Source organism: Blastochloris viridis (assembly GCF_001402875.1).
GTDB lineage: Bacteria > Pseudomonadota > Alphaproteobacteria > Rhizobiales > Xanthobacteraceae > Blastochloris > Blastochloris viridis.
Genome location: NZ_CP012946.1, coordinates 3,229,334 through 3,254,628, shown reverse-complemented (window position 1 = coordinate 3,254,628; position 25,295 = coordinate 3,229,334). Strand labels below are relative to the sequence as shown.

Annotated in this window: 24 protein-coding genes; 8 read left to right on the top strand and 16 right to left on the bottom strand. The window is 67.0% G+C overall.

What is annotated here, in order from left to right:
- The first annotated feature begins 138 nt into the window (after positions 1-138).
- Entirely contained in the window at positions 139-651 is a 513-nt protein-coding gene (locus tag BVIR_RS14135) for a DUF2852 domain-containing protein (protein WP_055038230.1), read from the top strand.
- 129 nt (positions 652-780) lie between these two features.
- Here BVIR_RS14135 and BVIR_RS14130 read toward each other — a convergent pair whose 3' ends face one another.
- Positions 781-1,152, bottom strand: coding sequence for a type II toxin-antitoxin system RelE/ParE family toxin (locus tag BVIR_RS14130; RefSeq protein WP_055038229.1), 372 nt, complete (start codon positions 1,150-1,152; stop codon positions 781-783).
- Positions 1,139-1,429, bottom strand: coding sequence for a ribbon-helix-helix domain-containing protein (locus BVIR_RS14125; RefSeq protein WP_055038916.1), 291 nt, complete (start codon positions 1,427-1,429; stop codon positions 1,139-1,141). The genes BVIR_RS14130 and BVIR_RS14125 overlap by 14 nt, the downstream gene beginning before the upstream one ends.
- 432 nt (positions 1,430-1,861) lie before the next feature.
- Here BVIR_RS14125 and tolQ point away from each other — a divergent pair, with 432 nt between their 5' ends.
- The 4 genes from tolQ to tolB all read left to right on the top strand — a co-directional run bounded on the left by tolQ (position 1,862) and on the right by tolB (position 5,483).
- Complete coding sequence (gene tolQ, locus BVIR_RS14120; RefSeq protein ID WP_055038228.1) at positions 1,862-2,557, top strand: protein TolQ; 696 nt, start codon at positions 1,862-1,864, stop codon at positions 2,555-2,557.
- A gap of 82 nt (positions 2,558-2,639) precedes the next feature.
- Positions 2,640-3,101 (top strand): protein TolR, encoded by a 462-nt coding sequence (gene tolR, locus BVIR_RS14115; protein ID WP_055038227.1) that lies wholly within the window; start codon positions 2,640-2,642, stop codon positions 3,099-3,101.
- Complete coding sequence (locus BVIR_RS14110) at positions 3,101-4,126, top strand: cell envelope integrity TolA family protein (RefSeq protein WP_055038226.1); 1,026 nt, start codon at positions 3,101-3,103, stop codon at positions 4,124-4,126. Before tolR ends, BVIR_RS14110 begins: the two co-directional genes overlap by 1 nt.
- Positions 4,127-4,151: 25 nt before the next feature.
- On the top strand, positions 4,152-5,483 hold the full coding sequence (gene tolB, locus BVIR_RS14105) for a Tol-Pal system beta propeller repeat protein TolB (protein WP_055038225.1): 1,332 nt from the start codon (positions 4,152-4,154) through the stop codon (positions 5,481-5,483).
- 30 nt (positions 5,484-5,513) lie between these two features.
- Here the strand turns inward: tolB and BVIR_RS14100 are convergent, their stop codons facing one another.
- The 7 genes from BVIR_RS14100 to BVIR_RS14070 all read right to left on the bottom strand — a co-directional run bounded on the left by BVIR_RS14100 (position 5,514) and on the right by BVIR_RS14070 (position 13,708).
- Positions 5,514-6,056, bottom strand: coding sequence for a gamma-glutamylcyclotransferase family protein (locus BVIR_RS14100; protein ID WP_055038915.1), 543 nt, complete (start codon positions 6,054-6,056; stop codon positions 5,514-5,516).
- Positions 6,057-6,106: 50 nt separating this feature from the next.
- Positions 6,107-6,748: a Fe-only nitrogenase accessory protein AnfO gene (gene anfO, locus BVIR_RS14095; RefSeq protein ID WP_055038224.1), complete on the bottom strand. Its 642-nt coding sequence runs from the start codon at positions 6,746-6,748 to the stop codon at positions 6,107-6,109.
- Between the two features lie 36 nt (positions 6,749-6,784).
- Positions 6,785-8,227 carry a Fe-only nitrogenase subunit beta gene (gene anfK / locus BVIR_RS14090; RefSeq protein ID WP_417852035.1) on the bottom strand — a complete coding sequence of 481 codons (1,443 nt, stop codon included), beginning with the start codon at positions 8,225-8,227 and terminating at the stop codon, positions 6,785-6,787.
- Between the two features lie 11 nt (positions 8,228-8,238).
- Complete coding sequence (anfG, locus tag BVIR_RS14085; RefSeq protein WP_055038222.1) at positions 8,239-8,655, bottom strand: Fe-only nitrogenase subunit delta; 417 nt, start codon at positions 8,653-8,655, stop codon at positions 8,239-8,241.
- Between the two features lie 24 nt (positions 8,656-8,679).
- Positions 8,680-10,248, bottom strand: coding sequence for a nitrogenase iron-iron protein, alpha chain (gene anfD, locus BVIR_RS14080; protein ID WP_055038221.1), 1,569 nt, complete (start codon positions 10,246-10,248; stop codon positions 8,680-8,682).
- 66 nt (positions 10,249-10,314) lie between these two features.
- Positions 10,315-11,142, bottom strand: a complete 828-nt coding sequence (gene nifH / locus BVIR_RS14075; RefSeq protein WP_055038220.1) for a nitrogenase iron protein — start codon at positions 11,140-11,142, stop codon at positions 10,315-10,317.
- Positions 11,143-12,097: 955 nt separating this feature from the next.
- Positions 12,098-13,708, bottom strand: a complete 1,611-nt coding sequence (locus BVIR_RS14070) for a sigma-54 interaction domain-containing protein (RefSeq protein ID WP_055038219.1) — start codon at positions 13,706-13,708, stop codon at positions 12,098-12,100.
- 226 nt (positions 13,709-13,934) lie between these two features.
- Here BVIR_RS14070 and BVIR_RS14065 point away from each other — a divergent pair, with 226 nt between their 5' ends.
- Positions 13,935-14,582, top strand: a complete 648-nt coding sequence (locus tag BVIR_RS14065) for a pyridoxamine 5'-phosphate oxidase family protein (RefSeq protein ID WP_055038218.1) — start codon at positions 13,935-13,937, stop codon at positions 14,580-14,582.
- A gap of 201 nt (positions 14,583-14,783) precedes the next feature.
- Here the strand turns inward: BVIR_RS14065 and BVIR_RS14060 are convergent, their stop codons facing one another.
- The 5 genes from BVIR_RS14060 to BVIR_RS14040 form a co-directional block, all read right to left on the bottom strand.
- Complete coding sequence (locus BVIR_RS14060; protein WP_055038217.1) at positions 14,784-15,884, bottom strand: alkene reductase; 1,101 nt, start codon at positions 15,882-15,884, stop codon at positions 14,784-14,786.
- A 153-nt stretch (positions 15,885-16,037) separates the two neighbouring features.
- Positions 16,038-16,439, bottom strand: a complete 402-nt coding sequence (locus tag BVIR_RS14055) for a PTS sugar transporter subunit IIA (RefSeq protein WP_055038216.1) — start codon at positions 16,437-16,439, stop codon at positions 16,038-16,040.
- Positions 16,440-16,512: 73 nt separating this feature from the next.
- Positions 16,513-17,058 carry an HPr kinase/phosphorylase gene (locus BVIR_RS14050; protein WP_082417170.1) on the bottom strand — a complete coding sequence of 182 codons (546 nt, stop codon included), beginning with the start codon at positions 17,056-17,058 and terminating at the stop codon, positions 16,513-16,515.
- A gap of 15 nt (positions 17,059-17,073) precedes the next feature.
- The gene (locus tag BVIR_RS14045) at positions 17,074-18,879 is read right to left on the bottom strand and encodes a sensor histidine kinase (RefSeq protein WP_055038215.1); all 1,806 of its coding nucleotides are present in this window, start codon (positions 18,877-18,879) and stop codon (positions 17,074-17,076) included.
- Positions 18,880-18,928: 49 nt separating this feature from the next.
- Complete coding sequence (locus tag BVIR_RS14040; protein WP_055038214.1) at positions 18,929-19,630, bottom strand: response regulator transcription factor; 702 nt, start codon at positions 19,628-19,630, stop codon at positions 18,929-18,931.
- A 246-nt stretch (positions 19,631-19,876) separates the two neighbouring features.
- On the opposite strand from BVIR_RS14040, the gene BVIR_RS14035 reads away from it, so the two are divergent.
- Complete coding sequence (locus tag BVIR_RS14035) at positions 19,877-20,662, top strand: HugZ family pyridoxamine 5'-phosphate oxidase (protein WP_082417168.1); 786 nt, start codon at positions 19,877-19,879, stop codon at positions 20,660-20,662.
- A 97-nt stretch (positions 20,663-20,759) separates the two neighbouring features.
- On the opposite strand, the gene BVIR_RS14030 is transcribed toward BVIR_RS14035, so the two are convergent.
- Positions 20,760-21,734 (bottom strand): threonine dehydratase, encoded by a 975-nt coding sequence (locus BVIR_RS14030; protein WP_055038912.1) that lies wholly within the window; start codon positions 21,732-21,734, stop codon positions 20,760-20,762.
- Positions 21,735-21,957: 223 nt separating this feature from the next.
- The gene (gene hemN, locus BVIR_RS14025) at positions 21,958-23,304 is read right to left on the bottom strand and encodes an oxygen-independent coproporphyrinogen III oxidase (RefSeq protein WP_055038213.1); all 1,347 of its coding nucleotides are present in this window, start codon (positions 23,302-23,304) and stop codon (positions 21,958-21,960) included.
- Between the two features lie 338 nt (positions 23,305-23,642).
- Between hemN and ccoN the strand changes: the two genes are divergently transcribed.
- Complete coding sequence (gene ccoN / locus BVIR_RS14020) at positions 23,643-25,295, top strand: cytochrome-c oxidase, cbb3-type subunit I (RefSeq protein ID WP_055038212.1); 1,653 nt, start codon at positions 23,643-23,645, stop codon at positions 25,293-25,295.

The window sequence follows — 25,295 nt, the reverse complement described above, 5'->3', positions numbered from 1 at the left end:
GTGCGCGAGACACCGGCCGCGGCGGCCCCGCCCGCACGCAGACGTGATCGCGCCATCGGCGGCCGGACCGTGCCGCTCTTGACATCCGGGCCGGCGATTCCCATCATGTAAATGCGATTAACATTCACGGAGACCACGATGACCGACGCTTCGCAACGTTGGGACCGCCCCTTCGCGGATGAGAGCGGCTGGCGCCCCGGACGCTTCCATCCCGGCCGGATCGTGCTGCTCGTGGTCACCTTTCTGATCTGGTGGCCGATCGGCTTTGCCACGCTGATCTATCTGATCTGGAGCGGACGAATGGACTGTGGTGGAACCTCACCGCGCTTTGAGCGCAAATTGAACCGGATGCAGGAGAGGGTGGACCGCATGCGTGCCAAGATGTGCGGCGGCAACGGGGGTGGTATTTGGAGCGGCGTCTGGCGCGGCGACTCCTCGAACGGCGCCTGGGGCAGCCCGAGCGGCAACAGAGCGTTCGACGAGTACAAGGCCGAGACACTACGCCGGCTCGAAGAGGAGCAGACCGACTTCCGCGACTTCCTGGAGCGGCTGCGTCAGGCCAAGGACAAGGCGGAGTTCGACCAGTTCATGGAGCAGCGCCGCCGCCCGGCCGAGCCGCGTCCGGAGACCGACCGGGGGCCGGTGGTCTGAGCGAAACCGCGAGCGTCAGCACGTCGTCATGTCCCGGCTTCGGCTGGGGCATGCCCGTCTTCGGCCAAAATTGTATTCACATCGCAGGGCTTTGAATTCCAGAAGCAACTCGACTTTCGACAGTTTGATTCATTCATCGGGTCGACCTCCCAATGCTCTCCGGGGAGGATCTAAATCGGATTCAGATTCGGACGCATTCCGGTACAGCGCTTCGTAATCTTTCCCGCCGTAGAAGATATTGGTGATGCGCACGCAATCGTCCTCGACCGTGTAGGCGATGACGGCGATGTGCTCGAAGGGCACCGTGCGCAACCCTGGTTCAAGGTCATCCCGGGCGCGTCCGCCCAACGGAACGAGGCCGATGCGCCGGCAACGCGCCCGGAGGCGGCCTACGAAATTTTGAGCCGTGACCTGGCTGGCGCTGATACGGAAAACGTAACGGAAGATGTCTTCGAGGTCGTCAACCGCCTCCGGACGGTAGCGGACCTTAAGCTGGCGCATCGCGGCGGGCTTTCGCCGTGTCGGCAAAGAGCGCTTGCAGCCGGGCCTCGACGTCCTCGTCCTCCAGATCGGAGCGGGGGTCGTGCAGTGACCGGCGCACGCGAGCACGAATGGCCGCAAGGCGCTCCGCATCCTCCAGCCGCTGGCGCTGCCAGATGCGCACGGCGTCGCGCATCGCTTCGCTGGTGGAGGCATACTCTCCGGCTTCCACGCTGTCCCGGATGGCGCGGAGCATATCTGGCGTCATGGTGACGCTGATTTTCTCAGCGGATGGCATCGCCAAATCCTCATCGTTGCACGCCATAGGGTAGCATAAAATCCCACCTACCACGATGGGGCTTCCTTCGACGTCAGGCTGCGGCGTTGCCGCCGTCATTGCGCGCCGCCGACTTTGAGCCCGGCGGTTTTCGTTTGCCGGCCCCTCCGTGCGCGCGCCGCGCCCCGCGCACCACCAGGCGCAGCGCGACGTTTGGCGCGGCCGTCATCGCATCATCGTTAACCGGCCGTTAAGCGGCGGCGCGGCATTTGAAGCGTGCGGACGTCCGGCGAGGCGCCCTTGTTCAGCCATATTCGCCAGCGATTCGAACGTTGCCTGCCGTTGTCGCAAGGTGCCGTAGCGCCTTCCGTTCATCGTCGACGGTGCGGGCCGTGATCTCGTCCGAGCGTGGTGCCGTGCGATGCCGGAGACGGACGACCGAAAGCAGTACCAATGAATCCTGCCGATATCACCGCTTCCGTCGACATGTCCCTGCTTGGCCTGTTCTGGCAGGCCAATTGGGTGGTCAAGGCCGTCATGATCGGCCTGATCACCGCCTCGGTGTGGGTGTGGGCGATCGCCATCGAAAAATGGTTCCTGTTCCGCCGCACCCGCGCCGCGGCCGATCAGTTCGAACAGACCTTCTGGTCCGGCCAGTCGCTGGAGGAGCTCTATCGTACGCTGGCGGCGCGGCCCAACGAGTCGGTTGCGGCGCTGTTCGTGGCGGCGATGCGCGAGTGGAAGCGCACGTTCGAGGGCGGTGCGCGCTCGTTTGCCGGCTTGCAGCAGCGCATCGACCGCGCGATGGACGTGTCGATCGCGCGCGAGGTCGAGCGGCTGGAAGCAAAGCTGCTGGTGCTCGCCACCGTCGGCTCCGCCGGCCCGTTCGTCGGCCTGTTCGGCACCGTCTGGGGCATCATGACTAGCTTCCAGTCGATTGCCGCCTCCAAGAACACTTCGCTGGCGGTGGTGGCACCGGGCATCGCCGAGGCGCTGTTCGCCACCGCCATGGGCTTGATCGCCGCCATACCGGCGACGATTTTCTACAATAAGTTCACCTCCGAAGTCAGCCGACAGGCCTCGCGGCTGGAAGGATTCGCCGACGAGTTCTCGGCGATCCTGTCGCGCCAGATCGACGAACAGGGGTAGGCAGATCGCCGCCCGACACGGACCCGGCCCCGGCACGAACGCGGGCTCGTCCAAGGGGCAGGTCGAGGAGAGGTTGAAGGCGATGGGTGCCGCTGCTCCCTCTGCGGGCAACACCAGGGCTGGACGGCGCCGCCGCAGAGGCGGCCGCGCCATCATGAGCGAAATCAACGTCACGCCGTTCGTCGACGTGATGCTGGTGCTGCTCATCATCTTCATGGTGTCGGCGCCGCTGCTGACCGTCGGCGTGCCGATCGACCTGCCGCAGACCCAGGCCAAAGGCATCGAGCAGAACACCGAGCCGGTGACCATCTCGGTCAACACCAAGGGCCAGGTGTTCCTGATGAACAGCGAGATCCAGATCGCCGAACTGGTGCCGAAGCTGCAGGCCATCGCCCAGGCCCGCGGCGGCGGCCAGGATGAGCGGGTGTTCGTGCGCGGCGACAAGACCGTCGACTACGGCACGGTGATGAAGGTGATGGGACGGCTGTCGGCCGCCGGGTTCCGGCGCGTTGCGCTGGTGACCGAAGTGGAGCAGGGGAGCTGATGCGCGACAGACGGAGCATCGCCGCCTCGGCCTCGCTCCACGCGGTGGTCTTCGGCATCGGGATCGTCACCTTCGACGCCCAGCCGATGACCGTCACGCCCACCGATTCCTTGAACGTCGACGTGATGTCGCTGTCCGAATTCACCCAGCTCACCCGCGGCCAGAAGACCGCGCCGAAGGCGGAAAAGCCGCGCCAGCTGGTCGAGAAGATCGCCGAGTCCAAGCCCCCGGAACACGAAGCCAAGAAGATCAGCGAGAAGCCGCCGGTCGACGCCGTTGCCCCTCCGCCGCCGCTGCCGCCCAAGGTCGAACGCCCGCCCGAGCCCGAGAAAAAGGCCGAGGCCAAACCCGAGCCCAAGCCCGAGCCGCAAAAGCCCGAGTCCAAGCCGGAGCCGAAGAAGGCCGAGCCCAAGCCGGAGATCAAGCCGGACGCCGAGGCGCTGGAGAAGCTGATCGCCAAGACCGAACCGAAGAAGCCCGACCCCAAGCCGGAGCCGAAGCCCGAGCCGCCCAAGAAGGTGGCCGAAAAGCCCAAGCCGCCGGAGCGGCCGAAGCAGGCGGCGCCGCAGCAGCAGACCGCGCCGCCGGACCCGAACAGCAAGTTCGATCCGACCCGGATCGCGGCGCTGCTCGACAAGCGCGAATCGACGCGTCAGGCCGCGACCGGCGCCGAGGTGTCGCGCACCGCTTCCCTCGGCACCGTCACCGGCGCTGCGGCGCAGCTGTCGCAGACCGAGATCGACGCATTGCGCGGTCAGATCCAACGCTGCTGGAACCCGCCGGTCGGCGTGTCCGACGCGCGCGATCTGATCGTTCGCATCCGCATTTCGCTCAACCAGGATGGTTCGCTCGCCGGCCAGCCGATGGTGGTCGACCGCGGCGGCGGCTCGACCTTCCAGATCGCCGCCGAAAGCGCGATGCGCGCCATCCGCCGTTGCGCGCCTTACACCCTTCCCGTCGCAAAATACGAGGCGTGGCGCGACGTCGAAGTCACCTTCGATCCGCGCGACATGTTCCGGGGCTGACGCCCGCCCATCGTCTGAGATTGAGATGCCCGTTTTTCACCCGACCCGACGAAACCTTCTCCTCGCTGGCGCCGCCGGCGCGACATCGCTCCTCCTGCCGCAGCCGGCGAGCGCCCTGCTCAAGCTCGACATCACGCAGGGCACGGTGCAGCCGCTGCCGATCGCGCTGCCGGACTTCATCGGCGCCAGCGGCGCCGATGGCGAGGTTGGGCGCAACGTCACCCAGGTGATCACCGCCGACCTCAAGCGCTCCGGCCTGTTCGCGCCGATCTCGCCGCAGGCCTTCATCGAGCGCATCACCAATTTCGACGTCCAGCCGCGCTATCCCGACTGGCGGGTGATCAACGCCCAGGCGCTGGTCACCGGCCGCATGACCCGCCAGCCCGACGGTCGGCTCAAGGCGGAGTTCCGGCTGTGGGACGTGTTCGGTGGCAGCCAGCTCACCGGCCAGCAGTATTTCACCACATCCGAGAACTGGCGGCGCGTCGCCCACATCATCGCCGACGCCATCTATGAGCGACTCACCGGCGAGAAGGGCTATTTCGACACCCGCATCGTGTTCGTCGACGAGTCCGGCCCCAAGGAACGCCGCGTCAAGCGCCTTGCGGTGATGGACCAGGACGGCGCCAACGTCCGCTATCTCAGCCGCGGCGACGAGGACGTCATCACGCCGCGCTTTTCGCCGTCGAGCCAGGACATCACCTACATGGCGCTGAACCGCGGCTCCTGGCGGGTGTTCCTGATGAACATCGAGACCGGCCAGCGCGAGGCGGTCGGCAACTTCCCCGGCATGACGCTCAGCCCGCGCTTCTCGCCGGACGGCCAGCGCGTGGTGTTCTCCGCCGAGCAGGGCGGCGTGACGTCGATCCACGTCATGGACCTGCGCTCAAAATCGGTGACGCGGCTGTCGAACTCCGGCGCCATCGACGTTGCGCCGTGCTACTCGCCCGACGGCCGCCAGATCGCGTTCGCCTCCGACCGCGGCGGCTCGGCCCAGCTCTACATCATGGGGTCGGACGGCTCCGGCCAGCGCCGGCTGTCGTTCGGCGACGGCAGCTACACCACGCCGGTGTGGTCGCCGCGCGGCGATCTGATCGCCTTCACCAAGCAGGGCGGCGGCCAGTTCGCCATCGGCGTGATGCGCACCGACGGCTCGGGCGAGCGCATCCTCACCGCCGGCTACCACAATGAGGGGCCGACCTGGGCCCCGAACGGCCGCGTGCTGATGTTCTGGCGCGATCCGGGCGGCGCCGGCGGGCCGCAGCTGTTCACCGTCGACCTCACCGGCCAGAACGAGCAGCGCGTGCCGACGCCGAGCTACGCCTCCGACCCGGCCTGGAGCCCGCTCCTGAGCTGAGGCGGGGCCGGCCGAAGCCGAACGCGCCCCTCAGCAGGCGCAGCCGACCGCGTGGCCGGCGCCGGCGCGGCGCAGCGGCACGCCGTAGCTCGCCGCGCGGGCCGGCAGGCGGCGCAGCCGGTCGATATAGTCCTGCGGCAGGTGGTGCGCCTCGGCGCCGGCGATGATGTGCGCGACATAGTCGGTGCTGGGCAGGCGCGGCTCGCCGTTGATGGAGCGCTTGTAGAACACCACGTCGTGGCGCTGCCGATCGGCGCCGAGCGCTTCGGTCGGGAAATGGAAATAGGGACCGCTGCCGTCCGCCTTGGCGCCCTGGTGGGCGTCGAGCCGGTCGAGGTCGGACGCCGACAGCCGGTAGAGCATGCCCCACGCCGTCGCGCCGGGGCGGCACACCAGCGTCTTCTCCGCGCCGTCCCAGGTGTCGGAATGGCCGAAGAACGCCAGCTCGTGGTCGGGTAGCGCAGCGGGCGCCACCGCCACGGCGCCGGGGCAGATCTCCGCCATCAGCGCCGGGTTCATGGTCGGGCCGTAGGCGAAATACAGGATCTTCGTCGGCTTGCGCTTTGACAGCATGGTCGCTCCCTCCGAATTGACGGCGCCCGCGCCGGTGCGCCGGCCGCGCTTCACTCCGCGCAGATGGTGATGGTGGACATCACCCCCTCGCGCATCACGATTTCACGCTTTAGCTTGAGGCCGAGCTCGCGCACCGTGCGCCACAGCCATTTCGGATTGTGGTCGCACACCAGTTCCAGTCGCCGGAAGCCGCGCTGTTGCAGGACCGGCAGCAGCACCGCCATCGAATCGTGCGAGCCGTCGGGATTCTGGAAGCGGGTGAGATCGGCGCGGTAGTGCTCGGCTCCGACCCGCTCCAGCACCAGCGTCGGCGGCTCGCCGGCGTCGTCCGCCACCGCCGCCGCGGCAATCTCCGCCAGGCGTTCGGATTCCTTCAGCGCCACCGCGTCGAGCACGTCGAGCGCAAACCCCTGGCTCTGCCAGGTCTGGAAGCCCAGCTCATCCTGCAGGATCGCGCTGAGCGCGCCTTTCGAGCCGGCCGAGACGAACACATTGCAATCGTCGAATTGCCCCACCGCCTGGATGAGGCGTGCCTTGAGGCCGGCGATGGTGGCCGGCACTCCGGCGCCTGGAAACGGGATGTCCCGCTGAACGGTCCAGGCGCCGGAGGCATCGTCATAGAGCACGATGCAGCCGTGCTGATGCAGACCGGCGAGGGCGCCGTTCTCGTCGATAAAGGCCGCGATCCGCATCGTCTCACGTCCGCTCAATCGAGTTGCCCGGTCACGTCACCACACGTTGAGCACCCACTCCTTGTTCTTCTTGTATTCCATGTCGGTGAACAGCGCGTTGGCCATCTGCTCGGCGAGCCAGGTGGCGCCGCCATAGCCGACCACCGGGTGACGGAACAGGCCGGCGCGGTCGTAGGTGGGAAAGCCCACGCGCACCATCGGGATGTTGTAGTCGATCGACACGAACCGTCCCTTGGAGTGGCCGAGGATCAGATCAAGCTCGATGTCGCCGTCCTTGATGCGCCGCTCCAGCTCCCAGAAGTCGGCGTTGGTGATGATCTCCATCGGGAAGTCGACGCCGGCCTGGATCGCCTGGATGCGCGGGTCCTTGCCGTAGGTCGAGTTGTCGTCGCCGAGCAGCAGCAGCACCGGCTTCATCTCGAGGTCGAGGCAGAATTCGGCGAGCCCGATGACGAGGTCGGGGTTGCCGTAGATCGCCACCTTCTTGTCGGCGAGGAACATGTGGGTGAGATCGGCCAGCGCGTCGAGCGCGATGCCGCGTTCCTTGACCAGCGACGGCGGGATCGGCTTGCCGGTCATCTCCTTGAGGTTCCGCAGGAAGGTGTCGGTGTTGCGGATGCCGATCGGGGTCGGGCCGATGATGGTCGGCATCTTGAACTTCTTCTGCAGGAACTGCGCGGCCTTGCCGCCCTCATAGCGATTGAGGGCGATGGTGCCGAGCGCGTTGCCGGTGTCCTGCAGGTCCTCGATGGTGGTGCCGCCGTGCGACACCGCGCTGCCGTCCGGCATGATCGGCGAGTCGAAATCCTCGATCTCGAACAGCACGGTGGCGTCGATATCCATCTCGGCGAGGAGGTGCTTCAGCTCCTTGACGTCGCCCGGATTGGCCCAGCCGGTGATGAGATTGATCTTGCCGTTCGGCTCGGTCTTGTGCGCGAACTTCTTGACGAAGTCGCGCACCGCGATGTCGTAGCCGCTCACCATCGACCCGACGAAGCTCGGCGTCTTGATGACGAGAAGATGGACGTCGCGGCCGGCGTACTTCTCCTGGAGCAGGCCCTCCTCCAGCTTGTTGACGACGCCGTCGCAGTCGTCGCCGATGATCTCAGTCGAGCAGGTGGTGATGATCGGGATGACGCGGACGTGCGGATAGCGCGCCAGCAGCACGTCGATGCCTTCCTCGACGCGGCCGGTGGCGCCGAACACCGCGCCATCCTCATGCACCGAGGAGGACGCGATCTCGAAGCTCTCCTTGAGGTGCTGCGAGATCAGGAGGCGCACGAACATCACGCAGCCCTGGCCGCCGTGGACGATGCCGATGCAGTCCTTGATGCCGATCGAGGCATACTGCGCGCCGGCCGGCTGGCAGGTGAAGATCGGATTGATGGTGCCGATACGCTCCTTGGTCTTGAGCTGGCAGAACTTGGTTTCGCAGGTTTCGATATCGCAGGAATCGCTGGACATTGCTTCGCTGGACATGATGGTTCCGATCAATAGTGCGGCACGGTGAGTTCTTCGTTCAGCGAGCCATCGACAACGAGATAGTCGATGCGCTCGTGCAGCCGTTGCAGCAGCGTCTTGATCTCCTCCTTGGTCATGTCGGCGAGCCACGGCATGCGCTCGCGGTAGGCTTCGGCGAGTGTCACCGCCTCGACCCAGTAGTAACGGTCGGACGGCGTCTCGCGCGCCACCTCCTCGCCGGTGAGAAGCTGCGCCGTCCTGGGGATGATGCCGGCATTCTGCTTCTTGCGGTCCCAGCCGCGCGAGTTGAACTGCCACAGGCAGTATTTCATGATGTAGTCGACCATCTGGTCGAGGCGTTCGGAGGTGACGGCGTCGACCGGAACCGTGAGGCCACCGATTGTCAGGCTGTCCGCGAGCGCGTTGGTTTTGGTGATGTCATCCATCTCGTTCGTCCTCGTCGCTCGTCGTCACTCGGCCGCGGCGACCACGACCTTCGCCGGCAATTCCGGATAGGTCTTGGTGCGCAGCCCGGCGATGATGTCGTACTTGCCGTCGTAGCGCTGCAGCGCCGGCGTGTTCTTGATGTCGTCGCTCAAGGTCGCATCCGACAGCATGCGCGCGGTGACGAAGCCGGTGCCGGTCGGAATCTCGTCCTTGCTGATGTCGAGGGCGGAGAGCTGGTGGATCGGCGAATAGATGCCGTTGTAGATGTCGCGGGCGAACCGCACCCAACCCTCGTAGCCCTTCCACGGACCGTTGTGATAGGCGTGGGCGTTGAGGTAGGGCACGCGCACTTTCTTCGCCACCTCGCCCGGCCGCTTGCCGGTGAAGATGATGTCGGGCTTCAGTCGCTCCAACGCCTCAAGCCCTTCGAGCTCGTTGGGATCGTCGATCGCTAGCGCCCCCTCGCTGCAGCGCGACACGCCCTTCTCCATGTCGCCCTGGTGGCCGAACTTGGTGTAGACCGACACCACATGGAGGCCCATTTCCTCCTCGATGGCGTGGGCCCAGTGCCACAGCTTGGAGCCGCCCGGCCACAGGCACACCTTCTTGCCGCGCAGCCGCTCCTTGTACCAATCGAGCTGCGGCTTCCACTTCGCGGTCTCCTCCGCGATGATCTTCTCGGCGCGGTCCTCGATGCCGAAGAAGCGGCCGATCTTGCGCAGCGAGATCGACAGCGGCTCGAAGCCGAAGCCGTCGATGTCCATGCGCGGGATGCCGTAGCGCACTCGCAGCTCGTCGCAGATGTATTCGGCCGAGCGGGCGCATTCGAGCACGTTGAGGTGGGCGCGGTGCATCGAGCGCAGGCCGTCATAGGTGCCGTTGCCGGTGAAGGTCGACAGCACCTGGATGCCCATGCGCTTGAAGAAATCGAGCATCACCTCCTGGTCGCCCTGGATGTTGTACTCGCCGACGTAATTGATGACGTAGTCGGAGGTGATCTCCGGCTCGAACGTGCCGACCTTGTTGTTGACCCAGGCGATGTTGATCTTGTGGTGGCCGCCGGACTGGCTGGGGCCGGCGAAGCCCGGCGAGTTGCACACGAAGATGTCGACGTCGGGCAATTCCTCCTTCACCTCGGCGGCGATGGCGTCGATGTCATCGCCGATCAGCGCGGTGGCGCAGGTCTGGTAGATCGTCATGCGCTTGATGTCGGGGAACGCCTTGAACGCCTCAAGCATGTTCTGCTTCAGCAGGCCTTCGGCGCCGAACACCACGTGCTTTTCCTTCACGTCGGTCGCGAAGGTGTATTTGAGCTGGAAGTTGTTGTTGTCGGAGATGTAGCGCTTGGTCTGCCAGGTGTCGTAGGTGCACCCGACCGGCCCGTGGCTGATGTGGATGACGTCCTTCATCGGCGTGCCGATCACGTGCTTGGCGCCGCAATAGGCGCAGCCGCGCTCCGAGATCGAGCCGGGGATGGTGTTGAGATAGCCGAGCGGCAGGCAGGAGGTGAGGTCCTCTCCCGGACCTTTCACCACGGCGTGTTTCTTGCGCTCGGGAATGCAGGTGCTGCAGTCGAATTCATGATACGGCACGTCCAGCTCTCCTTATGCGGGGACGATTGCGCGGGCTCAGGATCGGGTCGGGAGAGGAGGTCTGCGTCAGTCCCACAGTCCGTATTTGACGACCATCTTCTCAAGCTCGTCCATGGTCATCGGCTTGGGGATCACGAACATCTGGTTGTCGAGGATGTTCTGCGCGAGCTGCTTGTACTCGTTGGCCTGATTGACCGAAGGATCGAACTCGGTGACCGTCTTCTTGTTGAATTCGGCCTTCTGGACGATATTGTCGCGCGGCACGAAGTGGATCATCTGGGTGCCGATCGCCGCGGTGAACTCCTCCAGGAATTCGCGCTCGCCGTCGACGTTGCGGCTGTTGCAGATGATGCCGCCGAGGCGCACGCCGCTCTGCTTGGCGTATTTGACCAGGCCCTTGCAGATGTTGTTGGCGGCGTAAATCGCCATCATCTCGCCGGACGCGACGATGTAGACCTCCTGGGCCTTGCCGTCGCGGATCGGCATGGCGAAGCCGCCGCACACCACGTCGCCGAGCACGTCGAAGAAGATGAAATCGAGGTCGTCGGTATAGGCCTCGTTCTCTTCCATCAGGTCGATGGCGGTGATGACGCCGCGGCCGGCGCAGCCGACGCCGGGCTCCGGACCACCGGACTCCACGCAGCGGATGCCCTTGAAGCCGGTCTTCACCACCTTGTCGGTGGTGACCTTTTCCGCGCCGTACAGGCGCAGCGAGTCCATCACGGTTTCCTGCATCTGGCCGCCGAGGATCAGGCGGGTGGAGTCGGCCTTGGGGTCGCAACCATGAATGAAAACGTTCTTGTCGTGGAAATGGGCGAGGGCCGCGGCGGTGTTCTGCGTGGTGGTCGACTTGCCGATGCCGCCTTTGCCATAGATCGCAATCTTGCGGGTCATGGTTCAAAATCCCCTAGTCTGGCTTGCGAAGAATTTCGCGTCACGTTGAGCCGGTATCGCAACTGCCGTGCCAGACCGGGGTGGCGGCGGCAGAAAACCGGCACGCCCGCCGGAAAATCGGCCGGCGTGGCGAACGGCTGGGTTAAGCGGCTGTTCGATCCTTGTTTTTCGGCGCGACGCGGCGAGCGCCGACGCGCGGAAATGCGCGGCCGCGGTGCATTTCCAGCGGAATGTGCAATCCGGTAAATTTCAACGTTTCGCCGGTCGCGGCGGCTGCGTTGGCGGGAATTGACCGGTCCGGTAAATTCGCGCGGCATTGTTCGAGCGGGGTAGATTTCTGCGCGTCTGGCGCCAACGCACCGCGATGCCGGCGGCGTCGACGCTGCGGCGGATGGCGGATGGCGATGATGTTCAGTCCGCGGACTGGTGCGGATGGTTCGTATGAACCCGGCCGATCAGGCCGGCGCTTCGTCGTCCGGAAACCGGAAAACCCCGTCAGGTCGAGGAATGTTCGGCGAGATTGTTCCGGGAAACTCGCGTGGCCGCTCCGTACCGCCGAAGCTGCTGCTTGGCGATGATGCGGTTTCCGGTTGATCAGCTCGGAACGGCCGTTGGCCGAAGGGCGCGTCTTTTCCCTCTCCCCTTGCGGGAGAGGGTGGCGAGGATGAGCGCCGCGAAATCCGAGCCGGGTGAGGGGTATTTCAGCCTACTCGGCGCAGGCACCCCTCACCCGCCTCGCGATCTTTGCGATCGCTCGGCACCCTCTCCCGCAAGGGGAGAGGGAAGAAAGAGCCGAGCTGATAAAACGGAAACCGTATGACAGCGGCAAGCGGACAATGGTTTTCGTCGCCGCTCGGTACCGCCAACCGTGTCGCTCGGCCCGGCCGAGCCGATGCTTCGGACACCCGAGCGCCGGGCGTGGCAATGAGAGCCGCGGCCGATTACGGCGGCGCGCTCACGCCTCCGGGCCCCATTTGCGCGGATCGGCCGAACGGAAGCTCTTGTAGCTGATGCCGTAGCGCTCCATGCGCACGCCAAGCATGCGACGGGTGAGGCCGAGTTCCTGCGCCGCGTCGCCGATGTGGCCGTTCGAGGTCTTCAGCGCCTCGACGATCATTTCATATTCCACCGCCCGCAGCTTCGATTCCAGGCTGACGCCGAATGCGGTGCCGCTTTCCTTCGGCATCTGCAGCGAGGGCGGCAGGTCGTAGGCGTGAATGACGTCGTCCTCGGACAGGATCACCGAGCGCTCGATGACGTTCTCAAGCTCACGCACATTGCCCGGCCAGTGGTAGCTCATCAGCATGTTGAGCGCCGGCGTCGAGATGCGCTTGATCGACTTGCCGCTGGCCTTGGAGAAGCGCGTCACGAAGTGGTCGGCCAGCGTGATGACGTCGCTGCCGCGCTCGCGTAAGGGGGGCACGGTGATCGGGAACACGTTGAGGCGGTAGTAGAGATCCTCGCGAAACGTGCCGCGCTCGACCATTTCGGCGAGGTTGCGGTTGGTGGCGGCGATGATGCGGACGTCGACCTTGACCGGCTTCGAGCCGCCGACCCGCTCGAACTTGCGCTGCTGCAACACCCGCAGCAGCTTGGCCTGGATCGGGAGGCTGAGCTCGCCGACTTCGTCGAGGAAGATGGTGCCGCCGTCGGCCTGCTCGAAGCAGCCCTTGTGCTGGGCCAGCGCGCCGGTGAACGAGCCCTTTTCGTGGCCGAACAGCTCGCTCTCGGCGAGATTCTCCGGCAGCGCCGCGCAGTTGGAGGTGACCATCGGCCCCTCCGCGGTGGGGCTGTTGTAGTGGATGGCGTTGGCCACCAGCTCCTTGCCGACGCCGCTTTCGCCGAGGATCAGGACGGTGGCCTTGGTGGCGGCGACCTTCTCGATCAGGGCGTAGACATCCTGGATCGGCTTCGAGCTGCCGATGATGTTGGAGGGGCGGAAGCGCTCCTTGAGCGCGGCTTTGATGCGGCGGGCCTCGTGCTCCTGCCGCACCTTGTCGACGTTCTCCATCAGATAGAGCTCGGCCGCCGGCGCGATCATCGAGGCCACCATCGCCAGCAGCTCGACATCCTGGCGCAGCAGACGCGGGTTCATGTAGACGCGCTCGGCGCCGATGGTGCCGAGCACCCGCTTTGCGTGGACGATCGGCACGCAGAACAGCGCCGATTTGATGCGGCTGCTTTTGCGCTGCCCGTCGGCATCGGCGTCGCGGTGCTGCACCACCACCGCCTTGCCGCTTTCGACCACCTTCGCGGTGATGCCGCCGTCGGGAGCGTAAGCGCCGCTGGTCTTCTCCGCCTCGTCGAGCCCGAACGAATCCTGGATGAAGATCGAGCCGGAATGGCGATCGTACAATGTTACCATGCCGCGCTGCATCTTGAGGTGCTGTCGCATCACCCCGAGGATGATCGGCAGCGAGCGCGCCAGGTCGGCGGCATTCGCGTTGATCTGGCTGATCTTGTAGAGAACAGGCAGCACGCTCACCCGACATTCGCCGGTGAAGCAATGACTGAATTCCTCTACAAAGTCATCGACGTCGAATGTGAGGACGGTGGTATCGTCCATATAGGCCCTTCAAGCTGGAGCGGGGGAACCCAACTCCGGCGTACAAAGCAAAAAACAGGCCACACGCTGGCCGTGCCAGCCAGACCCCGCCGAACGATTAGCAGTATATAACCGAATTATATAACGCGAAATGCCGGCCGGCATGCAACGTGCAAGAGCCCAGCCGCTGGCCGGCCGGCATCGGTCCATGGCGACAGCACAGCGTGTCAGGAATGGAGGCTATCGGATGACGACCACCCCGCCGAGCGAGCGCACCCGCGTCAGGCGCTACAACTGGCTGGCGCGCTATGACCGCGACACCATCGTCGCCATTCTCGACGCCGTTCCGCTCTGCCACATCGGCTACGTCGCCGATGGCCAGCCGTTGGTGACGCCGACGCTGCACTGGCGCGAGGGCGAGCGCATCTATTGGCATGGCTCGGCGGCGAGCCGGATGATTCGGGCGATCGAGGGCGCGGAGATCTGCCTGACGGTCAGCGCCATCGACGGGCTGGTGATGGCGCGCTCGGCGTTCAATTTCAACATCAACCACCGTTCGGTGATGGTGTTCGGCCGGCCTTCGAGGGTCGTCGACCCCGCCGCCAAGGAGGCCCACCTGCGCACCATGGTCAACCGGCTGATTCCTGGGCAGTGGGAGCGGCTGCGGCCGATGAAGCCGAACGAGCTGGAGGCGACCACGGTGATGTCGATGCCGTTCGACGAGGCCTCCGCCAAGGTCCGGGTCGGGCCGCCGGAGGACGAGCCGGGCGACTATTCGTTCCCGGTGTGGGCCGGCGTCATTCCGATTCGGCAGACCGTGCTGCCGCCCGAGCCCGACCCGCGCAATCTGCCCGGCGTCGAGTTGCCGGCGGCAGCGCTGGCGTTCCGGCCGTGACACCAACGGCGGCGGCTGCCCGCCGTTGGTCCCGATCGCAGATTTCGGTGAAATCGTTGATTTCAGGGGCGAATATCTGCGCGCGTCAACGGCCCGTGCGCCAGCATCCGGGGCGGTTGGCATGAGGCGGTTTCCGGTGGCTCGGGCCGGAAACCCATCGGCACTTCCGGCGCGTCCGCGCCTACGGGACGCGCCGGCGGCTCACCCCAGCGTGGGGTAGTCGGTATAGCCCTCGGCGCCGCCGCCATAGAAGGTGGCGACGTCGGGCGCATTCAGCGGAGCGCCGCGCCGCAGCCGCTCGACCAGGTCGGGATTGGCGATGAACGCCTTGCCGAACGCGACCAGGTCGGCCGCGCCGCTCGTCACCGCCGCCGCGGCGGTCGCGCCGGTGTAGCCGTTGTTGGCGATGTAGGCGCCATGGAAGGCGCGGCGCAGCGCGCCGTAATCGAACGGCTGGCCGAAGTCGCGGTCGCCGCCGGTGGCGCCCTCGACCACGTGGACATAGACCGGCTTCAAGGCGTCGATCTTGGCGATCAGATAGCCGAACAGCGCCTGCGGGTCGCTGTCGGCGATGTCGTTCGACGGCGTCACCGGCGACAGCCGGATGCCGACGCGGTCGCCGCCGACCTCGGCAATGCTCGCCGCCAGCACCTCGAGCAGGAAGCGGGCGCGGTTCTCGATCGGGCCACCGTAGGCGTCCTCGCGCCTGTTGGCGCTGTCGCGCAGGAACTGGTCGATCAGATAGCCATTGGCGGCGTGGATCTCGATGCCGTCGAACCCGGCCGCGATGGCATTGGCGGCGGCCTTGCGGTAGTCGGCGACGACGCCGGCAATCTCGTCGAGCCGCAGCGCCCGCGGCGCCGAGGTTTCGACGAAGGCGCCATTGACGAAGGTCTTGGTGTTGGCCGCGATTGCCGACGGCGCCACCGGCGCCACCCTGCCCGGCTGCAGCGCGACGTGCGACACCCGGCCGACGTGCCAGAGCTGGATGAAGATGCGGCCGCCGTTGGCGTGCACCGCGTCGGTGACATGGCGCCAGCCGGCGATCTGCTCGGGCGAGTGGATGCCCGGCGTGGCCTGGTAGCCCTGGCCCTCGGGCGAAATCTGGCTGGCCTCGGTGATGAGGAGGCCGGCGCTGGCGCGCTGCTGGTAATAGCGCGCCGCCAGCGGCCCCGGCACGTTGCCCTCGCCGGCGCGATTGCGCGTCAGCGGCGCCATGACGATGCGGTTGGGCTGCTCCAGCCGGCCGAGCCGGAACGGCTCGAACAGCGCGCCTTCGGCCTCTTGACGATGCTCGCTCATCAAATCCTCGCAGGTTGCGGCAGTGAGACGCGGATGCCGGTGCGCCCCAACGCGGCACGGTCGCCGCAGCGATCATACCGGCGGCGGCGGCCGGCGGGGAAGCCAGACCGGAGATTAACCAAGGCCGGGCTGCACCGAGCCGGCGCGGTGGCGCTATTTTCCGTTCAGCAGCCGGCTGGCGATGTAAATATACTTGCGGCCGGCCTCCTGGGCCTGGCACACCGCCTCGGCGAGCGGCATCTCGTCCCGCACCGTGGCGAGCTTGACCAGCATCGGCAGGTTGATGCCGGCCACCACCTCGATGCCGGGCTTGTTCATCACCGAGATGGCGAGGTTCGAGGGCGTGCCGCCGAACATGTCGGTGAGCAGCACCACGCCTTCCCCGCTGTCGACGGCAGCCACCGCGTCGATAATCTCGCGACGCCGCTGCTCGATGTCGTCATCCGGACCGATCGTGATGGTTTCGATCTGCTGCTGGGATCCCATCACATGTTCCAGGGCGGCGCGGAACTCGACCGCGAGCCGTCCGTGGGTAACCAATACCAGACCGATCATGCCCCGCTCCGCCGGAAACGAAACATTCGTCCCGTCCCTCGGGCCGGCGGGCATCATTGCCGCAGCGTCTCCGTCAGCGCAAGAGGTGGGGCCAACGGAGTGCGGGGGGAAGCGTATATTTACTGGTGGCAACATCCGCAACCAAGCATAGAGGGATCGGTCCGGCCGAAATCGGCAGGCGTGGAAGATCGACGCCGAGCACCTCGGTCCGGATTGCCGCCGGCTCCGGCAGCCGGCAGGCGTCGGGGGCCGCAAGGTCGACGATCAGCCCGATCGCCGCCACCGGCTCATAGGGCAATTTCAGCACGCCGAGGCCGCGCGCCTCGATCAGCCCGGCGAGGGCAGGGGCCGGCGCGGCGAGCAGCCGCCCGCCGGCCGCGACCAGCGCGACGCGGTCGTCGCCGACCAGCCGGGCGAACCGCAGCCGGCCGCTGTCGGCAAGGCCGATCAGGTCGAGGGCGAGGCGGGATTTGCCGGAGCCGGAGGGGCCGCGAATCAAGATCGCGGTCTCGCCGACCAGCACGGCGGTGGCGTGGACGGTGCGGGCGCCGCCGAACGCGGCAATGGCGGGCGGCGCCGAATCGGCGGCCGCGGCATCGGAGGAGGCGGGGCGTATCATGTCCGGGCTCCGCCGTCAGGCCGCCGGCAGCCGCACGGTGAAGCGGGCGCCGAGCACGGTTCTACGGGCGGCGTCATAGCCGGCGTCTCGCCCGGCCTCCGGCTTGGACTTGGCCAGCCCCGGCCGATTCTCCGCCCAGATCTGGCCGCCGTGAGCCTCGACGATCTGGCGCGAGATCGACAGGCCGAGGCCGGAATTCTGGCCGAAGCCCTGCTCCTCCGGCCGGTCGGTGTAGAAGCGGGTGAAGATCTTCTCCAGCGCGTCGGGGCGGATGCCCGGCCCGTCGTCCTCCACCGCGATCTCAACCTCATCGCGCAGCCGCCGGCAGACCACCCGCACCGTGCCGCCCTGCGGCGAGAACGAGCGCGCATTGTCGATCAGATTGTGCACCACCTGGCCGAGGCGCGAATCGTGGCCCTGGATCGCGAACTGGCGTGCCGCCGGCAGGCCGGGATGCTCGACGAAGATCGGCAGCACCTTGACGCCGTCGTCGCGCCGCACCTCGTTGGCGATGGTGACCACCGCGGTCAGCAGCTTCTGCAGGTCGATCTGACCGGCCTCCTGGCGCTGCAGCTCGGCGTCGAGCCGGCTGGCGTCGGAGATGTCGGTAATCAGACGGTCGAGCCGTTTGACGTCGTGCTGGATCACCGCCAGCAGCCGGCCGCGGCTGTCCTCGCTCCGCGCCAGCGGCAGCGTTTCCACCGCCGATCGCAGCGACGTCAGCGGGTTCTTCAGCTCGTGGGCGACGTCGGCGGCGAAGCTCTCGATCGCCTCCATGCGCCGGTAGAGCGCCTCGGTCATGTCGCGCAGCGCGCCGGACAGGTGGCCGATCTCGTCGGTGCGGTCGGTGAAGTCGGGAATCTCGACCCGCCCCTTGATGCGGCGGCGCACTCGCTCGGCAGCGTCGGCGAGCTTGCGCACCGGGCCGGCGATGGTGCCGGCCAGCAGCACCGACAGCAGCACCATCACCAGCGCCGCCACCACGAACACCCGCACGATGACGAAGCGCTCCTGCTCGACCAGGTCGTCGATCTCGCCGCCTTGCGTCGACAGCAGCAGCGTGCCCAGCACGGCGCGGAAGCGCTGGATCGGCACCGCGACCGAGACGATCACCTCGCCGCGGTCGTTCATGCGCACCATGCTCGATTTGGCGCCGGCCAGCGCCTGGGCCACTTCGGGGTAGCTCCTGCCGGCGTTGGGCGGCAGATCCTTGTAGAACGGCAGCGAGCCGCGCGTGAACCAGCGCTGCACCTCGCCCCAGATCTTCTCCAGGCCGCTCGCCTTGTCGACCGGCGGCGGCAAATCGAGCCGCAGGATGTCGCCGCGCGCGTAGAGGCTGCGGCTGTCGAGCACCAGCATGCCGTCGCGGTCGTAGATGCGGGCGCGGGTCTTGGTCGGCAGCACCAGCCGGCGCAGCAGCGGCGCGACGCGCTCGGGATTGATGGGGAATTCCAGCGGCGAGGCGTAGTCGTCGGCGAAATTGTCGCCGAGTTGCTGCTCGAGCAGGCGGTTGGGATCGACGGTGATGGCGTTGGTCTCGACCGTGGCCGAGGCCGCCACCGCGCCGGCCATGATCTCGCCCTGGATCAAAAGGCTCTGGATGCGCGCGTCGATCAGCCCGGCGCGGAACTCCGACAGATAAAGGATGCCGGCGACCAGCGCCGCCAGCCCGCCGAGATTGAGCACGACGATGCGGCGGGTGAGGCTGGAGAACACCAGCGCCGCGGCACTGCGGCGCAGCCCCACCAGCCAGCCCCGCGAGCGGGCGGCACGATCGACACGGATCGCGTCGGCGGTGCGGTCGTCGACGTCGGCCTTCATCGCGGTCGTCCTGCCGGCCGCCGGGTCCGAGCGCGGGCCATCGGCACGGTCATTCCTTGAAGCGATAGCCGACGCCGTAGAGCGTCTCGATCATGTCGAAATTGTCGTCGGCGGATTTGAACTTCTTGCGCAGCCGCTTGATGTGGCTGTCGATGGTGCGGTCGTCGACATAGACTTGGTCGTCGTAGGCCGCGTCCATCAGCGCGTTGCGGCTCTTCACCACGCCGGGCCGCTGCGCCAACGCCTGCAGGATCAGGAACTCGGTGACGGTCAGCGTCACCGGCTCGCCTCTCCAGGTGCAGGTGTGGCGCTCGGGGTCCATGCGCAGCAGGCCGCGCTCCAGCACCTTGGCGGCGTCGGTCTCGCGCGGCGGCGTGACGCCGTCCTTGGGCGTGACGCGGCGCAGCACCGCCTTGACCCGCTCGACCAGCAGGCGCTGCGAGAACGGTTTGCGGATGAAGTCGTCGGCGCCCATCTTCAGGCCGAACAATTCGTCGATCTCCTCGTCCTTGGAGGTGAGGAAGATCACCGGCATGTCGGTCTTCTGGCGCAGCCTGCGCAGCAGCTCCATTCCGTCCATCCGCGGCATCTTGATGTCGAGAATGGCAAGGTCGGGCGGGCTGGTCTTGAAACCTTCGAGGGCTGACGCACCATCTGTGTACGTCATGATGCGATAGCCCTCGGCCTCGAGCGCGATCGAGACCGAGGTGAGAATATTCCGGTCGTCGTCGACGAGGGCGATGGTCGGCATGAACAAAACCTTTGCATCGCGGCGAGGAAGCGCCACCTGGGAAACACTGGGAAACCGCGTGGGCGACTGCTCTGTCAGACTGCCCGGCGGGGAAAAAAACCGCGATCAGGGCCGATCTGTGGCCGCGGCTGGTTGGTGCCGACTATACAGTCGGTTGAGGGTCGAGCGATACCCGTCGCGAAAAGCGCTGCCGGCGCACGGTTTTTGCGGCGGCGGAAAGGGAAAATACCTTGCAGGGAGAAGGTGATGAGCATTGACAGCCCTGGCGCCGGCCCGGCAATCACATCGAGCGCCATCGAACTGCCGGTCGATTCCGGCGCCGGGTTCGACGCCGCCGGAACGGCCAAGACTCTGCTTCGCACCACCCGCGCCGGCGCGCTGGCCACCAACGATCCGAAGTCCGGATTCCCGCTGACCACGCTGGTCAATGTCGCCACCGACGTCGACGGCGCGCCGCTGCTGCTGCTGTCGGGGCTGTCGCTGCACACCCGCAACCTCGCCGCCGACGGCAGGGCCTCGCTGCTGCTGGCCGAAGCCGGCAAGGGCGATCCGCTGGCTCACCCCCGGCTGTCGCTGGTCGGCATGGTCCGCAGAATCGACGACGCGCGGGCGCGCCGCCGGTTCCTCGCCAAGCATCCGAAGTCGCAGCTCTACGTCCAACTGCCGGATTTCACCTTTTGGCGCATGGAGTTGGCGGCGATCCACCTCAATGGCGGGTTCGGCCGGGCGGCGGCGATCGGGCCGGCCGACGTGCTCACCGACATCGCCGGCGCGGGCGCGCTGATCGAGGCCGAGCCGGACATCGTCGCCCACCTCAACGACGACCACGCCGAGGCGGTGCGGCTCTACGCGACGCGGCTCGCCGGCGCGCCCGACGGACGGTGGAGCGTGACCGGCTGCGACCCCGACGGGCTCGACCTCGCTTGCGGCGACCGCACCGCGCGGGTGGTGTTCCCGCAGCGGGTCACCGCGCCGGGGCCGCTCCAGCTTCTGCTCAAGACCCTGGCAACGGACGCCCGAAACACGCCGTAAGTTGCGTGAAAGGCGGCGGACGGCCGGCCTTGCCGCGGTGCCGCGTCGATATTCCGCAACGTCAAAACTCCGGCCTGATCGGGCGGATTTCGCAGAATCACGCCGGCGTCGGCGTCACCCCGCCCAGCACCGCGGCCGCCCAGGCGCGGTCGATGTTGCCGCCGGTCAGCACCACGCCGACGCGGCGGCCGCGCAGCCGGTCGCGCTCCGCGAACGCCGCGGCGAAGGCGGCGGCGCCGGCACCTTCGGCGATGTTATGGGTGTCCTCGAACAGCGCCCGGATCGCCTCGGCGATGGCGTCGTCGCCGACGGTGACGACGCGCGCCGCGCCAGCGCGGATGATCGCCAGCGCCTCGGGGTCGGGAACCCGCACGGCGACGCCGTCGGCGAAGGTGTCGGCGCGCGGGCTCGGCATCACCGTGCCGGCGGCGAACGAGGTAGCATAGGCCGGGGCGCGGTCTGACACCACGCCGACGATCTCGGTGTTGAGCCCGAGCGCGTCGCGCACATGGATGCAGGCGCAGATGCCCGAGCCGAGCCCGATCGGCACGTAGAGCACGTCGATGTCGGGGACGGCGGTCAAGAGCTCCAGCGCGTAGGAGGCGACGCCGGCGACCAGGTCGCGGGCGAACGAGGGCGCGAACAGCAGCCCTTCGTGCTCGGCGAGCGCGCGGGCGTGGTCCTTGGCGGCGTCGAAATCGCAGCCGTGCTCGACCAGACGGGCGCCGAACGCCCGCATCGCGGCGTTTTTCTCAATCGAGTTGCCGTGCGGCACCACGATCGTCACCGGCAGCCCGGCGCGGGCGCCGGCGAACGCCAGCGATTGGCCGTGATTGCCGCGTGTCGCCGACACCACGCCCGCCGCGTCCGGCCGCGCCGCCTTGAGGCGGCTGACGAAGACCAGCCCGCCGCGGACCTTGAAGGCGCCGGTCGGGGTGTGATTCTCGTGCTTGACCCACACCGCGGTGCCAAGCCGGCGCGCCAGCAGCGGCCAGCAATATTGCGGGGTGGGCGCCAGCGTGGCGTGAACCAGTGCGGCGGCCTGTTCGATGTCGTCGCGAGACAACGGCATGGTGCTCTCCAATGAGGACGCCATGCCAGACGACCGGCGCGTTGCGGTCAAATGCAAAAGGGCGATCGTTTCCGATCGCCCTTGGTGAACTTGCCGCGCGCATCGAGGATGTGCGCGATATGACACCAACTCCGGCCGACGTTTCGGCGTCCGGTCGCCGGAAAATCCCTTTCCGATCAGGGTTTTCTCGGCAGGGCCACCGCGCGGTCGCCCGCAGGCCGGATCACACCGCCATCGAGTGGCGGGCCTTGCCCTTGGAGAGGTAGGTGTCGAACGCCGCCGCGGCGAGGCGGACGAACGGCCGGCCGGCCTCGGTGACGGCGATGTGGCGGCCCTCGATCTCGATCAGGCCCTGGGTCGCCAGCGGCTCCAGCGCGGTGAGTTCGTCGCCGAACCGGAGGTCGGCGGCACCGAACGCCGCCGCCTGGGCGTCGAGATCGACCGAGAAGTCGCACATCAGCCGCTCGATGATGCTGGCGCGGAGCTTGTCGTCGGCCGACACCGCGATGCCGCGCACGGTGGCGAGCTTGCCGTCGTCGATCGCCCGGCTCCAGCCGGCGATGTCCGGCGCGTTCTGGATGAAGCCCTGCGGCACCCGGCCGATCGAGGACGCACCGATGCCGAGCAAGGCGTCGGCCTCGTCGGTGGTGTAGCCCTGGAAATTGCGGTGCAGCCGGCCGTCGCGGGCGGCGAGCGCGAGGTCGTCGTCGGGCCGGGCGAAGTGGTCGAGCCCGATCGGCACGTAGCCGACGCCCTGCAGCGTCTCGTGGGCGGTCTCGGCCTGCTCCAGCCGCTCGGCCGGGCTCGGCAGGTCGGCCTCCTCGATCAGCTTCTGGTGCGACTTGAACCACGGCACGTGGGCGTAGCCGAACAGCGCGAGGCGGTTCGGCTTCAGCGCCTCGGCCAGCACCACGGTGCGGCGGACGTCGCGCAGGGTCTGCTTGGGCAGGCCGTACATCAGGTCGACGTTGAGCTTGTCGATGCCGACCCGGCGCAGGTTCGCCACCGCCTGGTCGACCACGCTGAACGGCTGGACGCGCCCGATCACCTGCTGGACGTGGTCGGAGAAGTCCTGCACGCCGAGGCTGGCGCGGGTGACGCCCATCGCGGCCAGCGTGTCGGCCTGCTCCTGCGTCACCTGGCGCGGGTCGAGCTCGACCGCGTGCTCGGTGTTGCCGTCGACGACGAACAGCGACTTCAGCGTCGCGGCCACCCGCAGCATCTCGTCCGAGCCGAGCATGTTGGGGGTGCCGCCGCCCCAATGGATGTGGACGATGCGGCGCCCGCCCGCCCGCGCGCCGATCAGCTCGACCTCGCGCACCAGGCGATGGGCGTAGGCCTCGACCGGCTCGCGCCGCCGCACCACCTTGGTGTGGCAGCCGCAGTACCAGCACATCTGGGCGCAGAACGGCACATGGAGATAAATCGACAGCGTCGCGTCCGCCGGCAACGCTTCCAGCCAAGCGCCGTATTGCTCCGAGCCGACGTCGGTCGAAAAATGCGGGGCGGTTGGGTAGGATGTGTAACGGGGTACGGTGCGCTCGGCGAGCAGAATCGGCGTATCGGTCATGCTTCAACCTCGACCGCACTAGAACAAAAACAAGCTGCCAACCTAGCGGGACATGCCGGCGGCGGCACCTCAGGAAACTCCCGTACCTTCCCGAAGCGCGACCTTGCAACACAACAGGAAACGGGCGCGATGCTATCGACATGCCGCGGCATGGGTATTGGGACGGACGCGGATTGGCAGGCTGGCGCCATCGCCTTTCGTTTAGTAGGACTAATTCGCATCCAGTTTTTCCATATCCCCCAGCGGGGTGGCGAGTGATACGACTTGGTCCAAGTCCAAGGTGCCGGCGAGCGGCGCCTGGACCGGCATCGCCGCACCACGGGTTCACGGGGTCCACCATGGCAGCCGCAGTCAGCCGTCCTTCATTGACATTCGGGGAAGGAGGCGGCGCCGTCGCGTTCGCCGCCCTCGCGGTGCTGTGCGTCGTCGTCGCCACCCAGGCGGCCGACGACGTCATGGCGTTTCATGCCCTGGTTGGGGCGGCGGCCGCGGTCGGCGGCGTCGGCCTGATCGTCAACCGCTACTACACCGGCACCCGCGATTTCCGCGCCGAGATCGACGGCAAGCCCAATTACAACCTGGGGCCGATCAAGTTCTCGGCCGCCGCCGCGGTGGTGTGGGGGGTGATCGGCTTTCTGGTCGGCGACATCATCGCCTGGCAGCTGGCGTTCCCGGCGCTCAATCTCGATCTGCCGTGGACCAGTTTCGGCCGGATGCGTCCGCTGCACACCTCGGCGGTGATCTTCGCCTTCGGCGGCAACGTGCTGATCTCGACGTCGCTCTACGTCATCCAGAAGACCTGCCGCGCCCGGCTCGCCGGCGACATCGCACCGTGGTTCGTGGTGCTGGGCTACAACCTCTTCATCGTCATCGCCGGCACCGGCTATGTGCTCGGCGTCACCCAGTCGAAGGAATACGCCGAGCCGGAATGGTATGCCGACCTGCTGCTGACGGTAGTGTGGGTCACCTACCTCCTGTTGTTCCTCGCCACGCTGTGGAAGCGCAAGGAACCCCACATCTACGTCGCCAACTGGTTCTATCTCGCCTTCATCGTCACCATCGCCATGCTGCACCTTGGCAACAACGCCACGGTGCCGGTGTCGTGGTTCGGCTCGAAGTCCTACATCGCCTGGGCCGGCGTGCAGGACGCCATGTTCCAGTGGTGGTACGGCCACAACGCGGTGGGCTTCTTCCTCACCGCCGGCTTCCTCGGCATCATGTACTACTTCGTGCCGAAGCGGGCCGAGCGGCCAGTCTATTCCTACCGGTTGTCGATCATCCATTTCTGGACGCTGATCTTTCTCTACATCTGGGCCGGTCCCCACCACCTCCACTACACCTCGCTGCCGGACTGGACGCAGACGCTGGGCATGACGTTCTCGATCATGCTGTGGATGCCGTCCTGGGGCGGCATGATCAACGGCCTGATGACGCTGTCGGGGGCCTGGGACAAGCTGCGCACCGACCCGGTGCTGCGCATGCTGGTGGTGTCGGTCGCCTTCTACGGCATGTCGACCTTCGAGGGTCCGCTGATGTCGGTGAAGGCGGTCAACTCGCTCAGCCACTACACCGACTGGACCGTCGGGCACGTCCATTCCGGCGCGCTCGGCTGGGTCGGCTTCATCTCGTTCGGCGCGCTGTACTGCCTGGTGCCGTGGCTGTGGAACAAGAAGCAGCTCTATTCGCTGAAGCTGGTCAACTGGCACTTCTGGATCGCGACGCTCGGCATCGTGCTCTACATCACCGCGATGTGGGTGTCCGGCATCCTGCAGGGCCTGATGTGGCGGGCCTACACCTCGCTCGGCTTCCTCGAATACTCGTTCATCGAGACCGTGGAGGCGATGCACCCGTTCTACGTCATCCGCGCCACCGGCGGCCTGTTGTTCGTCATCGGCGGGGTGATCATGGCCTACAATCTGTGGATGACGGTGCGCCACGGCGAGTCCGAAGAGACCGCGCCCGCGCGTCCGGCGCTGCAGCCGGCAGAGTGA